General features: G+C 60.8%; 11 protein-coding genes. 9 read left to right on the plus strand and 2 right to left on the minus strand.

All coding sequences use genetic code 11. From position 1 onward, the window contains the following. The first annotated feature begins 122 nt into the window (after positions 1–122). Positions 123–2,390 carry an ATP-binding cassette domain-containing protein gene (locus DN745_RS01840; RefSeq protein WP_111331622.1) on the plus strand — a complete coding sequence of 756 codons (2,268 nt, stop codon included), beginning with the start codon at positions 123–125 and terminating at the stop codon, positions 2,388–2,390. Between the two features lie 83 nt (positions 2,391–2,473). On the opposite strand, the gene DN745_RS01845 is transcribed toward DN745_RS01840, so the two are convergent. Continuing rightward, positions 2,474–2,887, minus strand: a complete 414-nt coding sequence (locus tag DN745_RS01845) for a high-potential iron-sulfur protein (RefSeq protein WP_111331624.1) — start codon at positions 2,885–2,887, stop codon at positions 2,474–2,476. A gap of 257 nt (positions 2,888–3,144) precedes the next feature. On the opposite strand from DN745_RS01845, the gene DN745_RS01850 reads away from it, so the two are divergent. From DN745_RS01850 to DN745_RS01865, 4 genes are all read left to right on the plus strand, one after another. Then, the gene (locus DN745_RS01850) at positions 3,145–4,755 is read left to right on the plus strand and encodes an aldehyde dehydrogenase family protein (RefSeq protein WP_162687390.1); all 1,611 of its coding nucleotides are present in this window, start codon (positions 3,145–3,147) and stop codon (positions 4,753–4,755) included. A 107-nt stretch (positions 4,756–4,862) separates the two neighbouring features. After that, positions 4,863–7,430, plus strand: coding sequence for a serine/threonine-protein kinase (locus DN745_RS01855; RefSeq protein WP_111331628.1), 2,568 nt, complete (start codon positions 4,863–4,865; stop codon positions 7,428–7,430). Positions 7,431–7,537: 107 nt separating this feature from the next. Further along, positions 7,538–9,544, plus strand: coding sequence for a WD40 repeat domain-containing serine/threonine protein kinase (locus DN745_RS01860; RefSeq protein WP_162687391.1), 2,007 nt, complete (start codon positions 7,538–7,540; stop codon positions 9,542–9,544). A gap of 67 nt (positions 9,545–9,611) precedes the next feature. Then, positions 9,612–10,307 carry a hypothetical protein gene (locus DN745_RS01865; protein WP_133621694.1) on the plus strand — a complete coding sequence of 232 codons (696 nt, stop codon included), beginning with the start codon at positions 9,612–9,614 and terminating at the stop codon, positions 10,305–10,307. A gap of 39 nt (positions 10,308–10,346) precedes the next feature. Here the strand turns inward: DN745_RS01865 and DN745_RS01870 are convergent, their stop codons facing one another. Continuing rightward, on the minus strand, positions 10,347–13,382 hold the full coding sequence (locus DN745_RS01870; protein WP_162687392.1) for a serine/threonine-protein kinase: 3,036 nt from the start codon (positions 13,380–13,382) through the stop codon (positions 10,347–10,349). A 198-nt stretch (positions 13,383–13,580) separates the two neighbouring features. On the opposite strand from DN745_RS01870, the gene DN745_RS01875 reads away from it, so the two are divergent. From DN745_RS01875 to topA, 4 genes are all read left to right on the plus strand, one after another. Further along, the gene (locus DN745_RS01875; RefSeq protein ID WP_162687393.1) at positions 13,581–14,882 is read left to right on the plus strand and encodes a dihydrolipoamide acetyltransferase family protein; all 1,302 of its coding nucleotides are present in this window, start codon (positions 13,581–13,583) and stop codon (positions 14,880–14,882) included. 153 nt (positions 14,883–15,035) lie between these two features. Next, positions 15,036–15,362: a thioredoxin gene (trxA, locus tag DN745_RS01880; protein ID WP_111331638.1), complete on the plus strand. Its 327-nt coding sequence runs from the start codon at positions 15,036–15,038 to the stop codon at positions 15,360–15,362. Positions 15,363–15,548: 186 nt separating this feature from the next. Further along, positions 15,549–17,123: a tetratricopeptide repeat protein gene (locus tag DN745_RS19790; RefSeq protein ID WP_111331639.1), complete on the plus strand. Its 1,575-nt coding sequence runs from the start codon at positions 15,549–15,551 to the stop codon at positions 17,121–17,123. 171 nt (positions 17,124–17,294) lie between these two features. Further along, positions 17,295–20,039 (plus strand): type I DNA topoisomerase, encoded by a 2,745-nt coding sequence (topA, locus tag DN745_RS01890; RefSeq protein ID WP_111331641.1) that lies wholly within the window; start codon positions 17,295–17,297, stop codon positions 20,037–20,039. Positions 20,040–20,295: the final 256 nt, after the last annotated feature.

The raw sequence follows: 20,295 nt of genomic DNA on the forward strand, positions 1-20,295 counted from the left end.
ACGATCGCCGTGGGCACGCGGCGCGCGCCGCCGCCATGGAGGCTTCGATGCGCCGCATGCTATAGGATCGCCGGGCGCAGGGCCGCCGTCAGCGTTTATCACCGAGCAAGAAGGGGCAGAAAGTGTCACAGAAAAAAGATGAGATTATTCTGAGGGGCCTCAAAGAGAATAACCTCAAGGATATCGACCTCAACATTCCAAAGCAGTCCATCAGCGTGTTCACGGGGGTGTCGGGCTCGGGAAAGAGCTCGGTGGCCTTCGACACCCTCGCCCGCGAGAGCCGCCGCCAGATGACCCTGAATTACCCGCTCTATGTCCGCTATCAGATGCCCCGATACGAGCGGCCCGCCGCCGACCTGATGCAGAACTTGAGCCCGGTCATCGTCGTGGAGCAACGGGCGGTGCGCTCCAACTCGCGCTCCACGGTCGGCACCTATATGGACATCGACCCGCTGATTCGCCTGCTCTTTTCGCGCATCGGCTCCCCCCAGATTGGCAGCGCCACTGACTTCACCCGCCAGAGCACCTTCGGGCGCTGCCCGACCTGCGACGGCTTCGGTCAGGTGGTCAGCCCCGACGTGAATAAGCTGGTCGACTTCGACAAGTCGCTGCGCGATTACGCCGTGCAATTTAAGCCCCTGTCGCCCTCCGGCTGGCAGGGCCAATGGATGATGACCTGCGGGCTCTTCGACCCCGACAAGCCCATCAAGGATTACCCGAAGGATCTCTACGATCTTTTTATCTACGGCCCGCCGGGCGGCGGCACGGTCGACGCGCCGTTTCACACCAAAGACGGCCCTCAAAACGCCCAGTGGGATGGGTTGCTGCCGCGCTTTACGCGCCTGTATATCAATCGCGATATCTCGCGCCTAAAGCGCATATCCCAGGACGACGTGCTCGCCGTCTCGACCCACTCCCGCTGCCCGACCTGCGCGGGCAGCGGGCTCAACCCGCAGGTCCTAGAGTCGAAGATCAACGGCTTTAATATCCTGGAATACGCCGAGCTCGAGCTCACCCGCCTGCGCCGTGAACTCGGGCGCATCGACCACGCGCTCGGCGAGTCGATCGCGCGCCAGGCGATGGCCCCGCTGGGGCAATTGATCGAGATGGGCCTGGGGTATTTGAGCCTGTCGCGGCAGATGGCGACGCTGTCTGGCGGCGAGGCCCAACGCGTTAAGATCGCGCGCCATCTGGGCAGCAGCCTCAATAACCTGACCTATATCTTCGACGAGCCCAGCGCCGGCCTGCACCCCGAAGAGGTCGACAAGCTCATCGACATGCTGCGCCGCATTCGCGATGACCATAATACCGTCATCATTATCGAGCACGACTTGTCGGTCATCAAAGCCGCGGATCAGATGTTCGAGATGGGTCCGGGGGCGGGGGTAAACGGTGGGCAGCTCGTCTATCAGGGGAGGCCCGAAGACCTGACCGACGCCTGCGGCGCGTCGACGAATTTGCAGCACCGCCTGGTGCTAAATCGAGCGCCGCGCAAGGCGGAGTCGTTCTTTAGGATCGAGAACGCGCAGCATAATAATCTCAAGAACCTGAGCGTCTCGATCCCCAAGAATGTCCTGGTCTCGGTCTGTGGGGTGTCCGGCTCGGGCAAAAGCTCGCTCATCTTGGAGGCATTCGCCCAAGAATACCCCGATACCATCAGCGTGAGCCAGGCGAGCATCGGGATCTCGAGCCGCTCCACGCTCGCGACCTATATGAAGATTATGGACGATATCCGCGCGTTCTTTGCCAAAGAGACCGGCCAACCCCCGGGGCTCTTTAGCTTCAACTCCACCGGGGCCTGCCCGGTCTGCAAGGGGAAGGGCGTGACCCAACCCGACGTCGCCTTCGCCGACCCGGTGACCATTCGCTGCGAGGCCTGCGACGGCACGCGCTATTCGGATAAGGCCCGCTCCTATCGTTACCGCGGCAAGAATATCGTCGAGATGCTCGCCCTGACCATCGACGAGGCGGTCGATTATTTTAAGGCCAAAAAGATCATCAAAAAGGTCGCCACGCTCAAGGATGTCGGCCTGGGCTACCTAACTCTGGGGCAGACAACGAGCTCGCTAAGCGGCGGCGAGGCGCAGCGACTCAAGCTCGCCAGCCAGCTCAAGAAAAAGGGGCAGATCTATCTCCTCGACGAGCCCTCCCTCGGGCTGCATATGCAGGATAACGCGACGCTGCTGGGGGTCTTTCAGAGCCTCGTCGACAAGGGCAACTCCGTCATCATCATCGAGCATAACCTCGACTTTATCGCGGCCAGCGATTGGGTGATTGAGATGGGCCCCGAGGGAGGAAAGAAGGGCGGGCAAATTATCTTCGAGGGCACGCCCGAGCAGATGTTGGGCGCCGATACACTCACCGCGAAGTGGCTTCGAGCCGAAGGCTGAGAGAGGGCGTAAAACCAAAAACCGAGCGCCCTTCAAAAGAAGGAGCGCTCGGAATTGGTATATGCGTCAAATGCTTGCGCGCGTTAGGCCGGTTTGGCAGCCCATGCGGAGCACCAACCTTTCGGGTGGATCGGACCCGGAACGGTGGCGCAACCGCCGCACTCGCCCTCAGCGGCGGGCTTGTAGAGCACGCAGTTGGCGCAGTCTTGGTCGGGTTTTTCCGTCTTGTCGACGTAGTTGAGCGACTCACGCACGCTGATTTGCGCCGGCTCGAGGCCAGTGGTGTCCGTGCAGCTCAGCTCGCCGCCGCCGCCGCCGCCGCCAGCGTTTGCTTTGGGGGCCGCAGCTTTGTCGCCGCCTGCTTCGCCGCCCTTGTCGCATGCGGAGAGCATGGTGACACCGCCGGCCGCGAGGGCGCCCAAAACAGCCGCGCGCTTGAAGAATTCACGACGATTCAACTGACCTTCGACCTGCTGGTCTCTTTCGTTGATGCTCATACTGTGTTTCCTCTCGTTGATGAGAAAAAATGAAAATTACGCTGGTATCTGCCCGCGTCGTGCTCACATATTAGGAGCTAAAGATCGGATGGCAAGATGAATCTGGCCAAACGCGATTTTTGCGCTATTTCAGCGCGTGACGCGAAAAATATGCAGCTTGCGAAGCCGTCATTCGTACAAACCAGCGAAATCCGCACGAATTAGACGGCACGGGTGCACCGTAGCAAATTTAATCACGAATGATTAGGAGAGAATTGATGGGATCATCAGATAAAGTGAGCGCAGTTTCAGCAGACCCCGCCGCCCCGTTTGATGGGGGGCAGCCAGATGACTTTCTTCGATGCGTTGATCCGTCGAGCTCCCGGATGATCGCGCGCATGGCGATCGCGACCCCGCTGAAGGTCGAAGAGGCGGCGCGGGACGCACGGCGCGCGTTCGCAGCCTGGCGGCGCCTGTCGGTGCAGGAGCGCTGCGACGCGCTGATAAAGGCTGGCGATATCTTGCTGGAGCACCGCAAGGAGTTGCTCGACCTGTTGGTGGCCGAGACCGGCAAGGCGATCGTCGACGCCCAGGCCGAGTTTCTCAATCTCTTCGAGACGCTACGCTACTATACCAGCAATGCCCCCGAGTTCTTGGCCGACGCGCGCCTGAGCCTGCATCTGCTCAAAAATAAGCGGGCGCGCGTGGAGTATATGCCCCTGGGAGTGGTGGTGAATATCAGCCCCTGGAATTTCCCGCTGGACCTGTCGCTAACGCCGGCGATTCCGGCGCTGCTCGCGGGCAATGCGGTGCTGATTAAGCCTTCGGAGCATACGCCGCTGACGGTGTTTCGGGCGGTGGAGCTGATGAACCAATCGGGGCTGCCCGCCGGGATTCTGCAGACCGTGATGGGGCGCGGCGATGTGGGCGCGTTGCTGGTCGACCAGGCCGACGCCGTCACCTTCACTGGCAGCGTGTCGACCGGCCGAAAGGTCGCGGTGCGCGCGGCCGAGCGCCTCATCCCATGCACCCTGGAATTGGGCGGAAAGGACCCGGCGATTGTCCTTGAGGACGCCGATATCGAGCGCGCCGCCCGCGGCGTGGTCTGGGGCGCGTTCTTTAACTCCGGCCAGGTGTGCATGTCCGTGGAGCGCGTCTTCGTGCACGAGGCCGTCTACGATGCCTTCGTCGAGCGGGTCGTCGCGCTGACCGCCGAGCTGCGCCAGGGCGTGCCGCATGACTATAATATCGACGTCGGCGCGATGATCGACCCGGGGCAATTTGAGATTATCGAGGCCCAATTGCGCGAGGCGACCGCGCAGGGCGCGCGCGTTCTTATCGGCGGGGAGCGGGTTCAACTCGAGTCCCAGCTCAATCATCATCCCGGCCACACCCCGATGATCGGCGACTTCTTCGCGCCCACCGTGGTGGTCGACGTCGACCCCGCGATGAAGCTCATGCGCGAGGAGACCTTCGGTCCGGTGCTTCCGATCATGAAAGTGCGCTCCGCTTTCGAAGCCGTGAAGCTCGCCAATGACTCCGAGTTCGGGCTCAACGCCTCGGTGTGGGGCCGCGATATCAAGCGCGCCCGAAAGATCGCATCGCAGGTGGAGGCTGGACAGGTCTGCATCAACGATGTGATCGTCAGCTACGCCGCGATTGAAGCCCCGTATGGTGGCATCAAAAACTCCGGCTTAGGCCGGCGCAAAGGCAGCGCTGAGATCTATAAATTCGTCGAGTCCAAGACCGTGCTCGAGGATATCATCGGGCTCAAGAAAGAACCCTATTGGTACCCCTACCATGAATCACTCGGCAAGGGGGTCGACAAGGTCATCGGTCTGCTGTATCAGCGCGGTGTAGCTAAGCGAATTAAAAGCTTTTTTCGTTGAATCGCGGTACAAAAACGTTCGGTTGACATCGGGACGGCGATTTAGCTAGGATTTGACGCTATTCGGCACGTCAGAAATCTAAGTCCGTGTCAGCAATTTGAGGGCTCATGAGCAACGAACCGGGTATTCTTCCTAAACCAGTCCCGTTCGGGAAGTATTATCTTCTTGAACGCATCAACGTCGGGGGTATGGCGGAGGTGTATAAGGCGAAAGCCTTTGGAGTGGAGGGATTCGAGCGTCTTCTGGCAGTCAAGAAAATCCTGGCGAGCATCGCCGAGGATGAATCCTTCATCAATATGTTTATTGATGAGGCGAAGATATCCGGAAGTCTAAGCCACCCCAACCTCACCAAGATCTTCGATCTCGGGAAGGTCGATGGATCGTATTTCATCGCCATGGAGTATATCAGCGGCAAAGATATTAAAACCATCTTTGAGCGCGCCCGCAGGATCGGCGAAAAGGTCGATATCCCAAGGGTTTGTTATATTATCATGAAGGTCTGCGAGGGCCTGGCGTACGCCCACGATAAGGTCGATTCTCAGGGGAACCCGCTTAATATCGTCCATCGGGACGTCTCCCCGCAGAACGTGCTCATTTCCTATGAGGGCGAGGTCAAGGTCATTGACTTTGGCATCGCCAAATCTGCCGGGAAACAGAGCGAGACCGAAGTCGGCATCCTGAAGGGCAAATTCAGCTATATGAGCCCCGAGCAGGTCCGCGGCCTTCATGTAGACCACCGCAGTGATATCTTCAGCGTCGGCATTTTGCTCTACGAGATGCTCACCCTGGAGCGCCTATTCCTGGGCGAGAGCGACTTCGACACCCTCGAGAAGATCCGTAAGGTCGAGATCAGCCCGCCCTCGCTTTATAACCCGCATATCCCCAAAGAGCTCGAGGATATCGTCCTCAAGGCGCTCGCCCGCTCCTCGGAAGAGCGGTTTTCGACGGCCCACGAATTGGCGGAGGCTTTGGAGCGCTTTATGCGTAACCAGGGCTATTATTTCACCAATAAAGACCTGGCCGCCTCGATGAAGGGGGCGTTCAACGCCGATATCGAGTTCGAGAAAAAGAAATACGAATATTATCAGAGCCTCAACCTTCAGCCGCCGGATGAGCAGGGCGAGCCAGTGCTGGCCGCGCCTGACGGCGGAGGGGGCCTGAGTTGGGGCGAAGAAGAGATGGAGACTCAGATATTCGACCGAATGTCTGAGGAGATTGAGTTCGTCAGCGAGTCTCAAATCGTCTATGCCGACGACGCCGATGTCCTTGAGATCGACGAGTTCGAGGAATTCGATGACCTCGACGGCGCCACGATCGAGTTCGACCGATGGGACGTTAAAAAGCAATTTGAGGCTCATCACGCCGACGCGGCGCCCGACGCCTTTGACGGCGGCGCTCGCCTGGACATGAGCGATCTGCCCGCGCCGCGCCAGCGCAGCCACACCGCCTCCTTGCCGGTCATCCCGCAGGAGCGGCGCGACCCGCAGCATACCGTGCAGACGATGTCGCCGGTGACCGGTGAGAAGCGCAATCCGTACCTCGTGATCGCCCTGGTTTGCCTGTTGATCGTCGGGCTTGGGTTGGCCTTCTTCTTCATGAAGAAGCAGCCGACGAACCCGGTCATCACGTTTAATACCGAGCCTGAAGTCGTCGATATCTTTATCAACGGCGAGAAGATTTATAGCGGAAAAACACCGTATGTTTATGAACCCGCGGCCGGCGCCGCCGAGATCCGGATCGAAAGCGAAGGCTATGAGGCTTTTGTTACATCCCACGAGCTTAAGAACGGCGGGACCTATCCGCTGACCCACACGCTGCGTCAGTTGGCCCCCGAGACCGGGCAGTTGCTCGTGAAGACCGAGCCTGACGGGGCGATGTTGAAGTTGCAGGGCCAGTCTGAGGCGAAGAAGGCGCCGCTGACCCTCGAGGATATGGTGCCCGGAAGCTACGACCTTGAGGCGACGCTCGACGACTATTTGACCGAGAATCAGAAGGTCGAGGTGAAGCCGGGCAGCAACGAAGTGACGATTAAATTGCGCCCCAAGAAGGTCTCGCTGACGGTCAAAAGTGAGCCGGCACGCGCATATTTTGGCATCTATGAGGCGGGCGAGAAGGGCAAGCGAATCGCGCGCGGACGCACGCCGCAGAATGTCAAAGACCTGGATGGTTCGAAGAGCTATCGCGTCGTCATGGAGATGTCGGGCTACGATGAGTTCGAGCGCGCGTTCGAGCCGGGAACCAAGAAAGAAGACGAATTGGTCGCCGAACTCGTAAAGGTCGAGAAGAAGCCCGCGCCTGAAACGGTGGTCGCGTCGGCATCGAGCTCCAAGCAGCCTGCGAGCGGGAGCAAGACGTCGCGAACCAATGATGATTCGCGTTTTGATCCGCCGCCGCGCAATACCACCAAGCCCGCGCCCAAGCCGGAGCCTAAACCCGAACCCAAGCCTGCTCCGAAGCCCAAACCCGCAGGCGTAGGCACCATCACCATTGGCTCCAAACCGGTCGCGCGCATCTATATCGACGGTAAGGACACCGGGAGATATACACCGTTGATCAAATTCAAGATTAAGGCCGGCAACCATAAGGTGCGCCTGGTTAACGAGGACTTTGGCCTCGATAAGACGGTTTATTTGGAAGTGGAAGCCGGCGAGAATAAGACGTATCGTAACCAATAAGAGCTAACGAGATTGACACAAGCCCGGGACGCCTCCCGGGTGGGCGGGGATTGGTAAGGACCTGATATCCTGCCATTGCGAGACATAGGAAGTACGCGGAGGGCAGGTTGAGTAGAGTCAAGATTACCAAGTCGGATCTCCAGGTATATTGCCCGGTGTGCACGCGATGTTTCGCGGAGGACCCCGAGCTTTGCCCGGAGTGCGCCAGCCCGCGGCCCGGCGAGGCGTGGCTGCCGATTCAGGACGCTTCGTATCACTATCTGGGGAAGGAGCTCGACGGGCGCTATGTCGTGGACCGGTTTATCGGCGCCGGGGCGACCGGCGATGTCTACCGTGCCATTGGCACCCGCATCCAGCGCCCCTTCGCCCTTAAAATTGTCGACACCCGCCGCTACGGTCGCCAGGACATCGAGGAAGAGCTAGCTCGCCGGTTGCAGATGGAGGTCGACGCCATGAGCCGGCTGCGCAACCCGCATGTCGTCAACGCCTACGAGTTGATCCAGATCAGCGACCAGATCTTCGTGATGGTCATGGACTTCGTGGACGGGGTCACCCTGTTGGAGCGCCTCGAGAAGATCGGGCGCCTCGAGGTCGCCGAGACCGTCGAGATCGTGCGCCAGGTGGCCAACGGCCTCCACGAAGCCCACCAGCGCGGCATCATTCACCGCGATATAAAACCCGACAATATTATGATCGAGCAGATGCCCGCCAGCGGCGTCTTCGCGCGGGTGCTCGATTTTGGCATCGCCTATATGGTCGATAGCGTGAGGGTGACCTCGGGTTTTCGGGGCACGCCGCTCTACGCATCTCCGGAGCAATGCCAGTCTTCAGGCAGCCTGGGGCCGCACAGCGACGTCTATAGTCTCGGGTGCGTGCTCTTTCATTTGCTGACCGGTCGCCCGCCGTACTCCTTTGACCGCGCCCTGGCGGTGATGGAGGCGCATGTCGAGGCGCCAATTCCGTCGCTCTTCGATTTTATTTCACCCGCCCAGGTGCCCGCCGAATTCGACGAATTGCTCAGGCGCATGCTCGCCAAGGATCCGTCCGAGCGCCCGCGCGACGGCGGGGCGGTGGTGCGTGAGTTGGACGCGATTTCGCGGGCGCTTCGCAGTCGTGGGCTCGAGCAGCCTGGCCCGCAAGTCCCCCGCGGAACCGATACCGAATTGGGAGACCAGGACACCAGCGTGCGTGCGCCCGCCCCGATGCTTCCCGGCTCGACGCTCTCGCGCGCCAGCGATATCTCGGAGGCCAAGCCGCCGCCCGCCCAGCGGATCGTTCGGCTGGTGGCGAGCATCGCGCTTCCCGAGCGGCTTTTGGACCCACCGCGCCGCATCAGCGCTCAATTTGTCGGCCCCGGAGGCGACTACGCCGTGCTCGCCGACGATTCCCGCCAACTTCACCTGATTGGGCTGAAGACCCATCTGGCGACCATGAGCTTCGCCAGCGTATCGGGGCTTTTGCGCGCGATTTGCGTCGACGCCAAGCGCGGCGATGTCTATGGCGGCGGTGATGACCATTGCGTCTACCGCTGGAGCATGGGGCTGACCAGCGGTATGCCGCACAAGGTCGTCGATGTCGGGGCGAAGATCCTGACCCTGGACTGTCATCCCGACGGCTTTAAGCTCGTGATCGGCACCGCCGATGGTCGCGCGCTGATCTATGATTTGCGCACCGGCCGCCTCGAGCCGATCTATATCACCGGCCTCAAAGTTCTGATGGTTAAATTCGTGCCCAACTCGACTCGCGTGCTGCTTGGCTGCGAGAGCGGCCGCCTGGGCACGGTGGTGATCGAGCGAGGAAAGGTCGCCGACAGTTCGCAGGTCGTGGAGCTTGAGCCCTTGGATAGCTTTCCGCGGTGCGGGGCCGTGGGCCCGGGCGGCGACGTCGCCGCGATCCTCGAGGGCACCGGCCGGCTTCGCGTCTTCGATATGATCGAGCGCTCGGCGTTTTTGCGTGTGGAGGCATCCTACGCGCCGCTGCGAGACCTTGCATTTTCGAGCAGTGGCAGCCTGCACGCCCTCGGCCTGACCGACGAAGATCTTCAGCTGTGGAGCATTCGTCAGGAGCAGTTAGTGCGCCATCTCAGCGGGATGAGCTCGGCTGCGACAACCTAGATGGCGCCCCGGGGATGCCATTGAGCGATGCCTTTATCTTCTGAACCGATACGTGAGCGGGAGCCCCATGTCATCAAGTCATCAAGACACCGCGCAGCCCTACCGAGGGTCGCGCTCGCCCGTGGCGATGGGGAGTCTCGGCGTCGCGTTATTTTTGGCCGCCGCGCCTAATCTCTTCGGCGCGGATTTGCTCTTCAGGGATACATATTTCGGGTACCTGGCGTTTGGGAGCACGCTCTGGGCGTCGGCGTTTTTGGCCGCCTTCGCGATCCTGGCCGAGGTCGGGTCGAAAGACCGGGTGGTCAACGCCTGGAGCGCAGACGATGACGCGCGCAGCGGGTTTTGCACCACGGCGCTGATGGTCGGGCTGGTGAGCATCGGCATGCCGATGCTTCGCTATGGCGGGCATATTCCCCCGCCGAGTGTATTCCGAGCGATGATCCTCTTCGGTGCGACCTTCGCGCTCGGTACGATTTTCTGGCAGGGCCTGCTACAGGGGAGACTTCTCGCTGGATTGGGACACTCGACCTCCGCGCGTTTTCTGCGCATCTTTATCGTGAGCGCCGTCGCGGCTCTTCTGCAGTTGTCGCATCTGTTTACGTATGAATCTTCCCTGCTCGTGTTAAGGATTCGCGACTTCTTTATTATCTACCTGGTGGTCGCGCTATTCTACGAGCAGGGGTATGCGCATAAGCGTTGTGCTGGGGTCGCTGCGCTGCTGGGGGCGGTCTACGCCTTGGCGAATCATTTCGAATTCCTCTAAGGACGACCCTTTTTAGGGGTGAGGATACGCCGGCCAATATCAGTCGAAGAAGCGGCGGGCGTTGGTGATCGGCGGCACAAGGGAGCCGATCCCAATCTCGGTGATCGTCGCCTGCATGGACTCTGTGGGGGCGGCATCGTGCGGTGAGTCGGCCCGCCAGATCTGGCGCTCCAAATCCCGCTCACGCCGGGCGATCGGGACAAGCAGCGCGTAGTCGTGTAACTCGGCCGCCCCGATGCGCGCTTCGGCGAGCAGCGCCTGCGCCTGACCGATCGCCCCGCGCGCGGTGTGTACATCGGCGTTAAATATCTGGCATAACACCTCGGCCCGTCGCAGGCCCTTGGCCTTGGCGGCGGCGAGCAGCGGCGCAAATGCCTCTCCGCGCGCGCGAAATTCATGCTCCAATAATTGCAAATAAATCACGTGGGCGCGCACGGCCAATTCGGCGCCGGGGCTATTGCGCGACGCGGCCATTTCCATGGCCTCGCTCAATTGCTTGTAGGCCTGGTTCGAGTCGCCGGCGTCAAACGCGACATAGGCAAGGCGTATCGTCGCGTCGATCCACAACTCGGTATGCCCGATCAACTGTGCCATCGCCTCGGCGGCCTCAAAGTGGCGTGCGGCCGCGCGAAATTGCAGCCGCGCCAGGCTCAAATCACCCAGGTAGAATCGTATCCTCGCCTGTTGCAGCCGCTCCCCCGAGGCCAGCGAGCGAGCCAGGGCTTGCTCGTAGAATTCGGTCGCGGCGTCCAACTCGCCCAGCGCCGCGAAGGCGCGCGCCAGGCCAATCTGCGCCGGATCTGGGTCGGCGAATTCTGCGAAATCGATATGCCCCGCGCGCTCCGCTTCCATCGGCAAGGTCTCGCGTGAAAACTCGCGTTGCGCCTGGCGCAGCCGCAGCGCGCGGTGATAATTGTCGCGCGACGCCTTGAAGTCCCCCTCGGCATAGTTCGCCTCGCCTAATTCGACCAAAACCTCTTCGATTTCGTCGGCCGAGTTTATCTTTTCGAAGACTTTAAGCGCCGATTGCAATTGTGCCCGCGCCGCCTCAAAGGAGCCCGCCTGCATATGCACCCTCGCCATAAATCGGCCCAGGCGCGCGTGGAGCACGGCGTTTTGCAAGCGCTGCGAGCGGTTCAGCGCGAGGCCCAGCAATTCCTTGGCTTCGCTAAATTTGCCGCTCATCAGCGCGCAATGGCCCATCGCGCCGATCGCGGCGACGAAGGCCGCAGGGTTTTTACTCTCGCGAAAACTGTCGCGGGCGTGGCGATAATGCGTACGCGCGGCGACATAGCGCTTCTGGGAGACCGCGAGGTCGCCGAGGATCTTAAACGCGCGCCCGCGCACCGAAGCTGGGCTCGGCCCATTGGGCGCCACCGCGCGGGCGAGCGCGTCCTGGGCTGCCCCCTGCTCGCCGAGCTTGGCATGTGTCTCGCCCAGGCGAATCCAAATCTCGCCGGGCTCAAACCCCAGCGCTTCTTCCTCGGCCTGGTCGGGCCAGGGCGAGAAGTCCTCCTTCAGCGACGCAAGCTTTAGATAATATTGGAGCGCCTCGCGGCCGTCAGCCTTCGCCGCGGCATCTTCGGCCGCCGCCCATAATAGCCCCATTGCCTGACGGTGCTGCTCGGCGCGGACCAGGTGATCGACGACCCGGGTGAGGTTCTCCCCGCGCGGCGCCGGATCGTACTCGAGCAGCAGCGCCGCGATATCTCGATGCGTCTGAACTGGCTCGACCAGGGTGTCGAATCCATCGCGCAATTGGCGGGCAAAGCCCGGATTGCAAAACGACAGCGAGTCGCCCGAGGTCGCGCCGGTCCGGGTGGCGTGGGTGTCGCGTTTGATGATCCCGTAGCGCTCCGCCTGGTCGATGACGAAGTCGACCAGGCCCATATACTGCGTCGGGAGGACGCGCGCGCGCGCCATCGTCCACAGCTCCAGGGGCACCGCGTCGCCGAACTGGGCCAGGAATCCCAAGATCGTGTCGAAAGCGATATCACCCGCGTCCTTTTTGGGCGCTGCCGCGACAGGCTCGAGGTCTGAGAAGATCTCAACCGATGGAGGCTTGCTCCTTGGATCGGCTTCAACGGGCGTTTCGAGCGCTTGAGGAGCGTCCTGAGCGGCGGCCCGGCCGCCCAGATTCTTAAGGGTTTTGCGATCCTTCTTCGACCCCGGGCGCTCCTCGCCCATATAGGGAATGAAGGCGTCATGGAGCAGGTGCTCCAGGAGTTTCGCCGCGTTCGGGATGCGTTGCTCAGGGTCCTTGATGGTGCATTTGGCGATCAGCGGTGAGAAGGGCGTCTGGTCCAGGGGCGGCGGCAATTGAAGCGGCGGATCGTTGATCTGGCGCATCATGACGTCCATCGGCGTGAGCGTTTCGTCGTAGGCGGCATGGCCGGTGAGCATCTCAAAGGCGATATGCCCCAGGCCGTAGACGTCGACCGCCGTGGTGATGGTCTTGGCCATCGCCTGCTCGGGCGCCATATACAGTGGCGTGCCGAAGACGGTACCGCGTTGCGTCAGCGGGGCCATCGCGCGCGATGCATTGGTAAAATTCGTGATGGCCTTGGAGACGCCGAAGTCCAATACCTTGACGAACTCTGAGCCGTCAGCCTGCCTAACCAGAAAAATATTCTCCGGCTTTAGGTCCCGGTGCACCAACCCGAGCCGATGCGCCTCGGAGAGGCTGCGGCAGCATTGGGCCAGGATCCGCCAGGCCCGGCCGGGATCCATGGGCTTGCCGGTGCGCACGACATCGGCCAGGTCCTCGCCCTCGAGCAGCTCCATGGCGATATAGCACAGCCCGTCGTCGGTATGCCCGTAGTCGAAGAGGCGAATGGTGTTGGGGTGGGACAGGTGGCTGGCAAATAGGGCTTCGCGGCGGAAGCGCTCGACGGTCTTCTCGTCGTCGGAGGCCGTTGATTTGAGCACTTTGAGCGCCACAAAGCGTTGCATCGACTCCTGGTGAGCTCGGTACACGACCGAGAATCCCCCCAGGCCGATCTGCTCGACGATGCGAAAACGCCCGGCGATCATATCGCCGGGCTTTAGCAATTCTTCGATCGCAGATGAACGCATGCCCATGGTTTTATGTACTCAACTTAACAGGTCGGTGAGATAATATTTCGCGCTGCAACAGCTCATCGTAAAGAAGATTATCATTGGCAGCGCTAAATCGGCAACCGGGGCTGTTGCGTCTTTGGAACATCGTGATAAAGATTGCCCCGTTCTGTCAGAATGTTGGAAGAAAATTACACTCAGCGAAGGATTCGAGAAATGCGAACCGAAGTCGTTATGCCCCAGATGGGTGAGTCGGTGGCCGAAGGGACCCTGACCGTCTGGCTCAAAGAGGTCGGAGACCAGGTCGAGCGCAACGAGCCGCTTTTTGAGATCACGACCGACAAGGTTGATGCCGAGGTGCCCAGCCCCGTAACCGGCGTGCTGGTCGAGAAGCTCGTAGAGCCCGGCCAGACGGTCGAGATTAATACGCTCGTCGCGATCGTCGACAGCGAGGCGAAGCCCGGTGAAGTGGTCGAGTCGGCCAAAGAGGCCGCGCCAAAGGCCGAGCCTGCTGCGCAAGCCGAAGCCGCGCGTCCTGCCCGCGGCGCCGCGCCGATGCGCGCAAACTTGGCCGCAGACGGCGCCGGCAGCGGTGAATTTCCCAGCCGCGCCGAGCTGCGCCGTACCCGCTCGACCCCGCTGGTGCGCCGCATCGCCGACGAGCATGGCATCTCCGATCTCTCGGCGATCCCCGGCTCCGGCTTGTCCGGCCGCGTGACCCGCGATGATATCGAGACCTGGATCGACCAGGGGCGCCACAAGAGCGCGCCTCGCCCGGCGCCCGCCGCCGCCCAGCGCCCCGCGATTCACGCCCCCGACGTGCATATCGGTGAGCGTGACACCGTCGAATTTATGTCCCCGCAGCGCAAGATGATCGCGGAGCATATGATCGCCTCCAAGGCCATCAGCCCGCACGCTTATACGATCCACGAGGTCGACTTCTCGCGCGTCGTGGCCGCGCGCAAGGCGCTCAAGGCCGAATTCGCCGAGCGCGGCGTGAAGCTTACCTTCACTGCCTTTTTGGTCAAGACCATCGCCCAGGCGCTGGCCGAATTCCCGATGATCAACGCCGCGATGAGCGGCGAGAGCATCGTGCACCGCGGCGACATCAATATCGGCATGGCGGTCGCGCTCGAGCAGAGCCTGATCGTCCCGGTGGTCAAAAACGTCGATGAGTTGAGCCTGCTGGGCGTCGCCCGCGCGGTCAACGATATCGCCGAGCGCGCGCGCACCAAGCGCCTCAAGCCCGACGAAGTCAAGGGCGGGACCTTCACGCTGTCGAACCACGGCGTCTTCGGCCCCGAGTTCGGCATCCCGATCATCAACCAGCCTCAGGCGGCGATTATGAGCACCGGCGCGATTAAGAAGCGCGTGGTCGTCGACCAGAAGACCGACGCCATTATGGTGCGCCCGACCTCGCTGTGGTGCCTGTCCTTTGACCACCGCATCATCGACGGGGCGAGCGCAGATAAGTTCATGCTGCGCATGCGCGAGATTATCGAGAATTGGTCGGTTTAATGCCTTGATGCGGCGGCGGGCGAACTTAATTTGAAACCCATCGCCGGGTTCTGCATCCAACAGGTTGAAGTGGCCCAGAGCGGGCTGCTTTCAATGCCACCAGCCGAAGCGCGAATTTCCAGGTTTCATTTTCAGAGTAACAAGGAGGACGTAATGTCTGTTTTCGAAATCACCGCAGCAAATTTCAAAGAAGAAGTCGAAGAGAGCGAATTGCCGGTCATCGTGGACCTTTGGGCACCCTGGTGTGGCCCGTGCAAAACGCTCGGACCCGTGCTCGATAAGTTGGCCGCCGAATACGAAGGCAAGGTCCGCGTTGGCAAGGTCAACGTCGACCAGCAGCCCGACATCGCCCGCGCCTTCAACGTCTCGAGCATCCCGATGCTCGTCGCCCTCAAAGGCGCCGACGTGACCGGTCATCAGATTGGCTTCAACGGCGAGAGCGCCGTGCGCGCGCTCTTCGACAAGGCCTCCGAGTCCTGATCGAATTAAAGACGTTTGGGGCGCCGCCCCGCGCAATGAACAGCGCGCGGGCGGCGCCAAGCGTCGCCAGGGATGCCATGAAATAGCAACCCGGTCCCCTACGTTTATAATGTGTAAGAACCCGAGCGTGGGCCCATCGCCCACGTTTTTGGGTTGTGCTATTTCACGTCTTGGTGAGGAAAAAATATGTCTGGTTTCGACCCCAGCTCGATCGCTCAATCTCAGGATGTCGACCTTTCTGAGCGCAGCCGTAAAAAACTCCACGCGATCTGCAAACGCCTGGAGGACCTGGGCCTGGAGGACAATTCTGAGGAAGCCTTCGATTATTTCGAGGCGACCCTGAGCGAGCTTGAAACGTCGAGCGATGAGCGCGGTGCGCGGGAGTCCAAACTTCTGCGGGGCGCGCTTTATTTTGTCTATGCCGAGCAGCATCTAGAATACGGCGAGTTTGACGAAGCCGGCGAGTATATCGACCAGGCGCTCGAGGCCGGGTGGCGTACCCGCGAGGCTTTCGATGTCGCCGGTTGGCTCCACTATACCGACGAGCGCCCGGCGGTCGCCCGCGACTTCTTCAACAGCGCGCTGGCTCGTGACCCAGATTTTATCTCCAGCCTAAAAGGGCGCGCGCTGGCGCTGGTCGATCTCGAGGCCGTGGACCACGCCCGCTCGGACCTCACCCACGCGATCAACCTCAATAGCAATGACCCCGAGCTCTATGCGCTGCGTAGCGATATTTTCGTGCATATGCAGCAGCTCGAGCAGGCTGAGCGCGACATTCGCCAGGCGCGTGAGCGTGACGAAGACCCGGAATACGCCCTTCAATACGCCCGAATCCTGCTGGTGCAGGGGCGAAATGAGAAGGCCGAAGAGCTCGTCAACGAGGCGCTTGAGACCGACCAGGGGCTGGAAGCCTTGCTGCTTCGCAGCCATCTGCACCTGCGCAAAGGCCGCCTCGGCCCGGCGCGCACCGACGCCATCCGCGCCTCCAATATCTACTCCGACGACGCCTTCGCCTTCGTCCAGCTCGCCCATATTCAACTGGCGGCCAAGAAGGCCAGCCAGGCGCTCAAGGCCGCCGAGCGCGCCGTGCAGCTCGACCCGAGCCTGTCGGACGCCTACCTGGTGCGCGGGGCCGCGCGCTATTTCAGTGATATGGAGGAAGAGTCTCATAAGGACTTCGACCGCGCCCAGCAGGCGCCCGCCGAGCTTCCTTTCTTCCTATTGGGCCCCTGTTATGAGCTGCTCGGCACCCCCGGGTTCGAGGGGGTCTTGGACGAGATCTCGGCCCAATATACCCGCGTGAACGTGCCGATCGAGGCGCAGAAGCCAAAGCCGCGCCCTAAGCCGGCGCCCGGCGCCACCCCCAGCCCGAAGCCCAAAGCCGCGCCGTCTTCCGCGCGAAAGCAGCCCGCAAGCGCCCCCGGCGCCGGCCCGACGATGCCGCCCGGTATGGGTGATTTCGACCCCATGACCTTGCTCGGCCAGGTCTTTGACGACTCGGGGAAGATCAAGAAGAGATTTAAGCCATTCCTTAAGATGGCGATGAAGAACGCGCCGAGTATCCTGAAGAAAATGCCGCCCGGGATGATCCCAAACGTCGACGGACTTGACGCTGAGGCCCTTGAGTCGATCGATTTCTCGCAGATGTCGACCGAGCAGATCGAAGAGCAAATGCGCGAATTCTACGAGAAGATGCAATCCGGCGAAGACCCCTTCGGCGGCAATTCCGCGGGCAATAAACCACCCGGGAAAGCAGACTAGCACTTGGAATCGCGGCGCCCGCTGATTTTCATGGGCGCTGGACAAATGCCTGTTCATCCTCCATATGAAGCGGTCAGACGCAAACCGGGTCACCGTGAAAATTGCGGTTTTTGGCCCGATCGCGGTCGATTTCACCGTGTTCAAAGTCCTTGTATTTGAGAGCGTATCCGCATGTCGAAACTCGTTATTGTCGAGTCGCCAGCCAAGGCGAAAACGATTGAGAAATATCTTTCCGGAGACTTCCGTGTGCTTGCATCGGTGGGTCATGTTCGTGACCTGCCCGATAATGCCAGCCAAATGCCGGAGAAATATCGCTCCGAACCCTGGGCCAAACTCGGCGTCAATACCGAGAAAGACTTCGAAGCTGTGTATGTCGTCAAGGATGCGAGCTCCAAGAAGGCGGTCGCCGCGCTGCGAAAAGAGCTCAAAGATGCTGATGAACTCTACCTCGCAACAGACGAAGACCGTGAGGGAGAGGCGATCAGTTGGCATCTTGTTGAGTTGCTTAAGCCGAAGGTTCCGACCCGCCGCATGGTCTTTCATGAGATCACCAAGTCGGCGATTCAGAACGCGCTGAGCGCGACCCGTGACATCGATATGGACCTGGTTCAGGCGCAGGAAGCGCGCCGAATCTTGGACCGGCTGGTCGGGTATCCGCTCTCGTTGCTGGTGGGCCAGAAGATCAAATACGGGCTGTCGGCGGGGCGTGTTCAATCCGTCTCGGTGCGCCTGCTGGTGGAGCGCGAGCGCGAGCGCCGCGCATTCCGCACCGGTTCCTATTGGGATATCGACGCCGAGCTCGACAAGTCCGGCAATAATTTTCCGGCCTCGCTGCGCTCCATCGACGGCACGCGCCTGGCGACCGGTAAGGACTTCGACAAAGACACTGGTAAGATCATCGAGGGCAAGGACGTCCTGCTGTTGGGCGAGAAGGAGGCGAAGAGCCTGCTCGACACCCTCAAGGACAGCCCGTGGGAAGTCCTGTCGGTCACCAAATCGCAGTATACGACCTCGCCGAAGGCCCCGTTCATCACCTCCACCTTGCAGCAGGAGGCCAGCCGTAAGCTGGGCATGTCGGCCCGCCAGGCGATGAGCATCGCGCAGCGCCTCTACGAAAGTGGGCGCATCACCTATATGCGTACCGACAGCACCAACCTGTCCAAGCAGGCGCTGAGCGCCGCGCGCGCCGCCGCCACCGCCCTGTACGGCGCCGAATACGTCAGCGATGCGCCGCGTATTTACGCCTCGAAATCCAAGGGCGCTCAGGAAGCTCATGAGGCGATTCGTCCCGCCGGTGAGACCTTCGTGGAGCCCAAAAACACCGGGCTGCGCGGCCAAGAGTATAAGCTCTATGACCTGATCTATAAGCGTACCATCGCCTCGCAGATGGCCAACGCCAAAAAGACCCGCACCTCGGTGGACCTTAAGGCTGAAGTCGACGGCAAAGAGTTGGTCTTTCGGGCCAACGGTCTGCAGACCGACTTCGCCGGTTTCATCAGCGCGTACCTCGAGAGCAGCGACGATCCCGAGGCCGAATTGGCTGAGCGCGAGCGTCTCCTTCCCGAAATGAAAGAAGGCGACAAGGTCGATTGCACCGCGGTTGACGCCAGCGGCCACGAGACCCAGCCGCCCGCTCGCTACACCGAAGCGTCGCTGGTCAAGGCGCTCGAGGAAGCAGGCATCGGACGCCCGTCCACCTACTCCTCGATCATGAGCAAGATCACCCGTGACGAGCGATTCGCGCGTAAAAAAGGCAAAGCGCTCGTGCCGACCTATACGGCGTTCGCCGTTATCGAGTTGTTGGAGGGGCATTTCAGCAACCTGGTCGACCTCGACTTCACCGCGAGCATGGAGGACGACCTCGACGCGATCGCCCGAGGCGCGACCAGCAAGGTCGATTATCTGCACTCGTTTTATCGTGCCAAGGGTGCCTTCAACGACCAGCTCAAGGCCGGTGAAGAAGGGATCGACGTCGGCGAGGCGCGCATCGTCCACCTGGAAGACTTCGACGCCGTGCTGCGCGTGGGCAAAAACGGTCCCTACGCCGAGTGGGAGAGCGACGGGGAGGTCAAAAAGACCGACGTCCCCGAGGATATTCCGCCGGCTGACCTCACGATGGAGGACCTCGAGAAGCTCTACGCCGAGCGCGCTCAATGGCCGAAATCCCTGGGCGTCGACCCCGAAACGGGCAAAGAAGTCATCGTCAATACCGGACGCTACGGGCATTATTTGCAGCTCGGTGAGCCTGAGATCGTGGAGCCGGAAGATCCTGGTTTCTATAAGAACGGCAAACCGAAGCCCAAGAAAAAGCCGAAGACGATTAAGCCCAAGACCGCGTCGGTTCCCAAGCATATTCACCCCGAGGAGATTACCCTCGACGAGGCCCTCTCGGTGCTGCGTCTGCCGCGCATCATCGGCGCTCACCCCGAAGATGGCGAGCCGATCGAGGCGACCATTGGTCGCTATGGACCGTATCTGCGTCACCTCAAGAACTCGCGCAGCCTCGAGAACCCCGAGCAGGTCTTTAGCCTGAGCGTCGAAGAGGCGGTCGCCATCCTGAATAAACCCAAGGCTCGCCGCGGCGGCCAGAAGGTGCTCAAAGAGATCGGCGAAGATCCCGACAGCGGCGACATGATCAACGTGCTCGACGGGCGCTACGGTCCGTATGTGAAGCTTGGCAAGACGAACGCCTCGCTTCCCAAGGGCACCAACCCGGACGAGATTACCCTCGAGCGGGCGCTTGAGTTGATCGCGGAGCGTCGGGCTAAAACCGGCACCAAGACGACCAAAAAAGCGACTAAAAAGAAGACGACAAAGAAGAAGTCTACGTCGAAAAAGACCACGAAAAAGAAGCCGGCCAAAAAGGCGGCGAAGAAGACCACCACCAAGAAAACCGCGGCGAAGAAGAAAGACTGAGTCGCGCAATTCTAAGGCCATAGCACCACCGCTCTAAAACAGAAGGGCGTGTTTGGTCCCAGAGGCATCAACAACTCCTAAGTTGTTGATGCCTCTTTGTTTTCTTGGGGGGGCCTGCGGACGCTCCGAAATTTATTTTTGCGATCTACGCAACAGATCCTCCGGTTTTGTCGAAAACAATAGAGGAGCAAACCGCGCATCACTTTATTGAGAGGGCAGAACCTTGAAGATCGATCACCAAAAAGAAACGCTGATT

The sequence above is a fragment of the Bradymonas sediminis genome (assembly GCF_003258315.1).
Taxonomy (GTDB): Bacteria; Myxococcota_A; Bradymonadia; order Bradymonadales; family Bradymonadaceae; genus Bradymonas; species Bradymonas sediminis.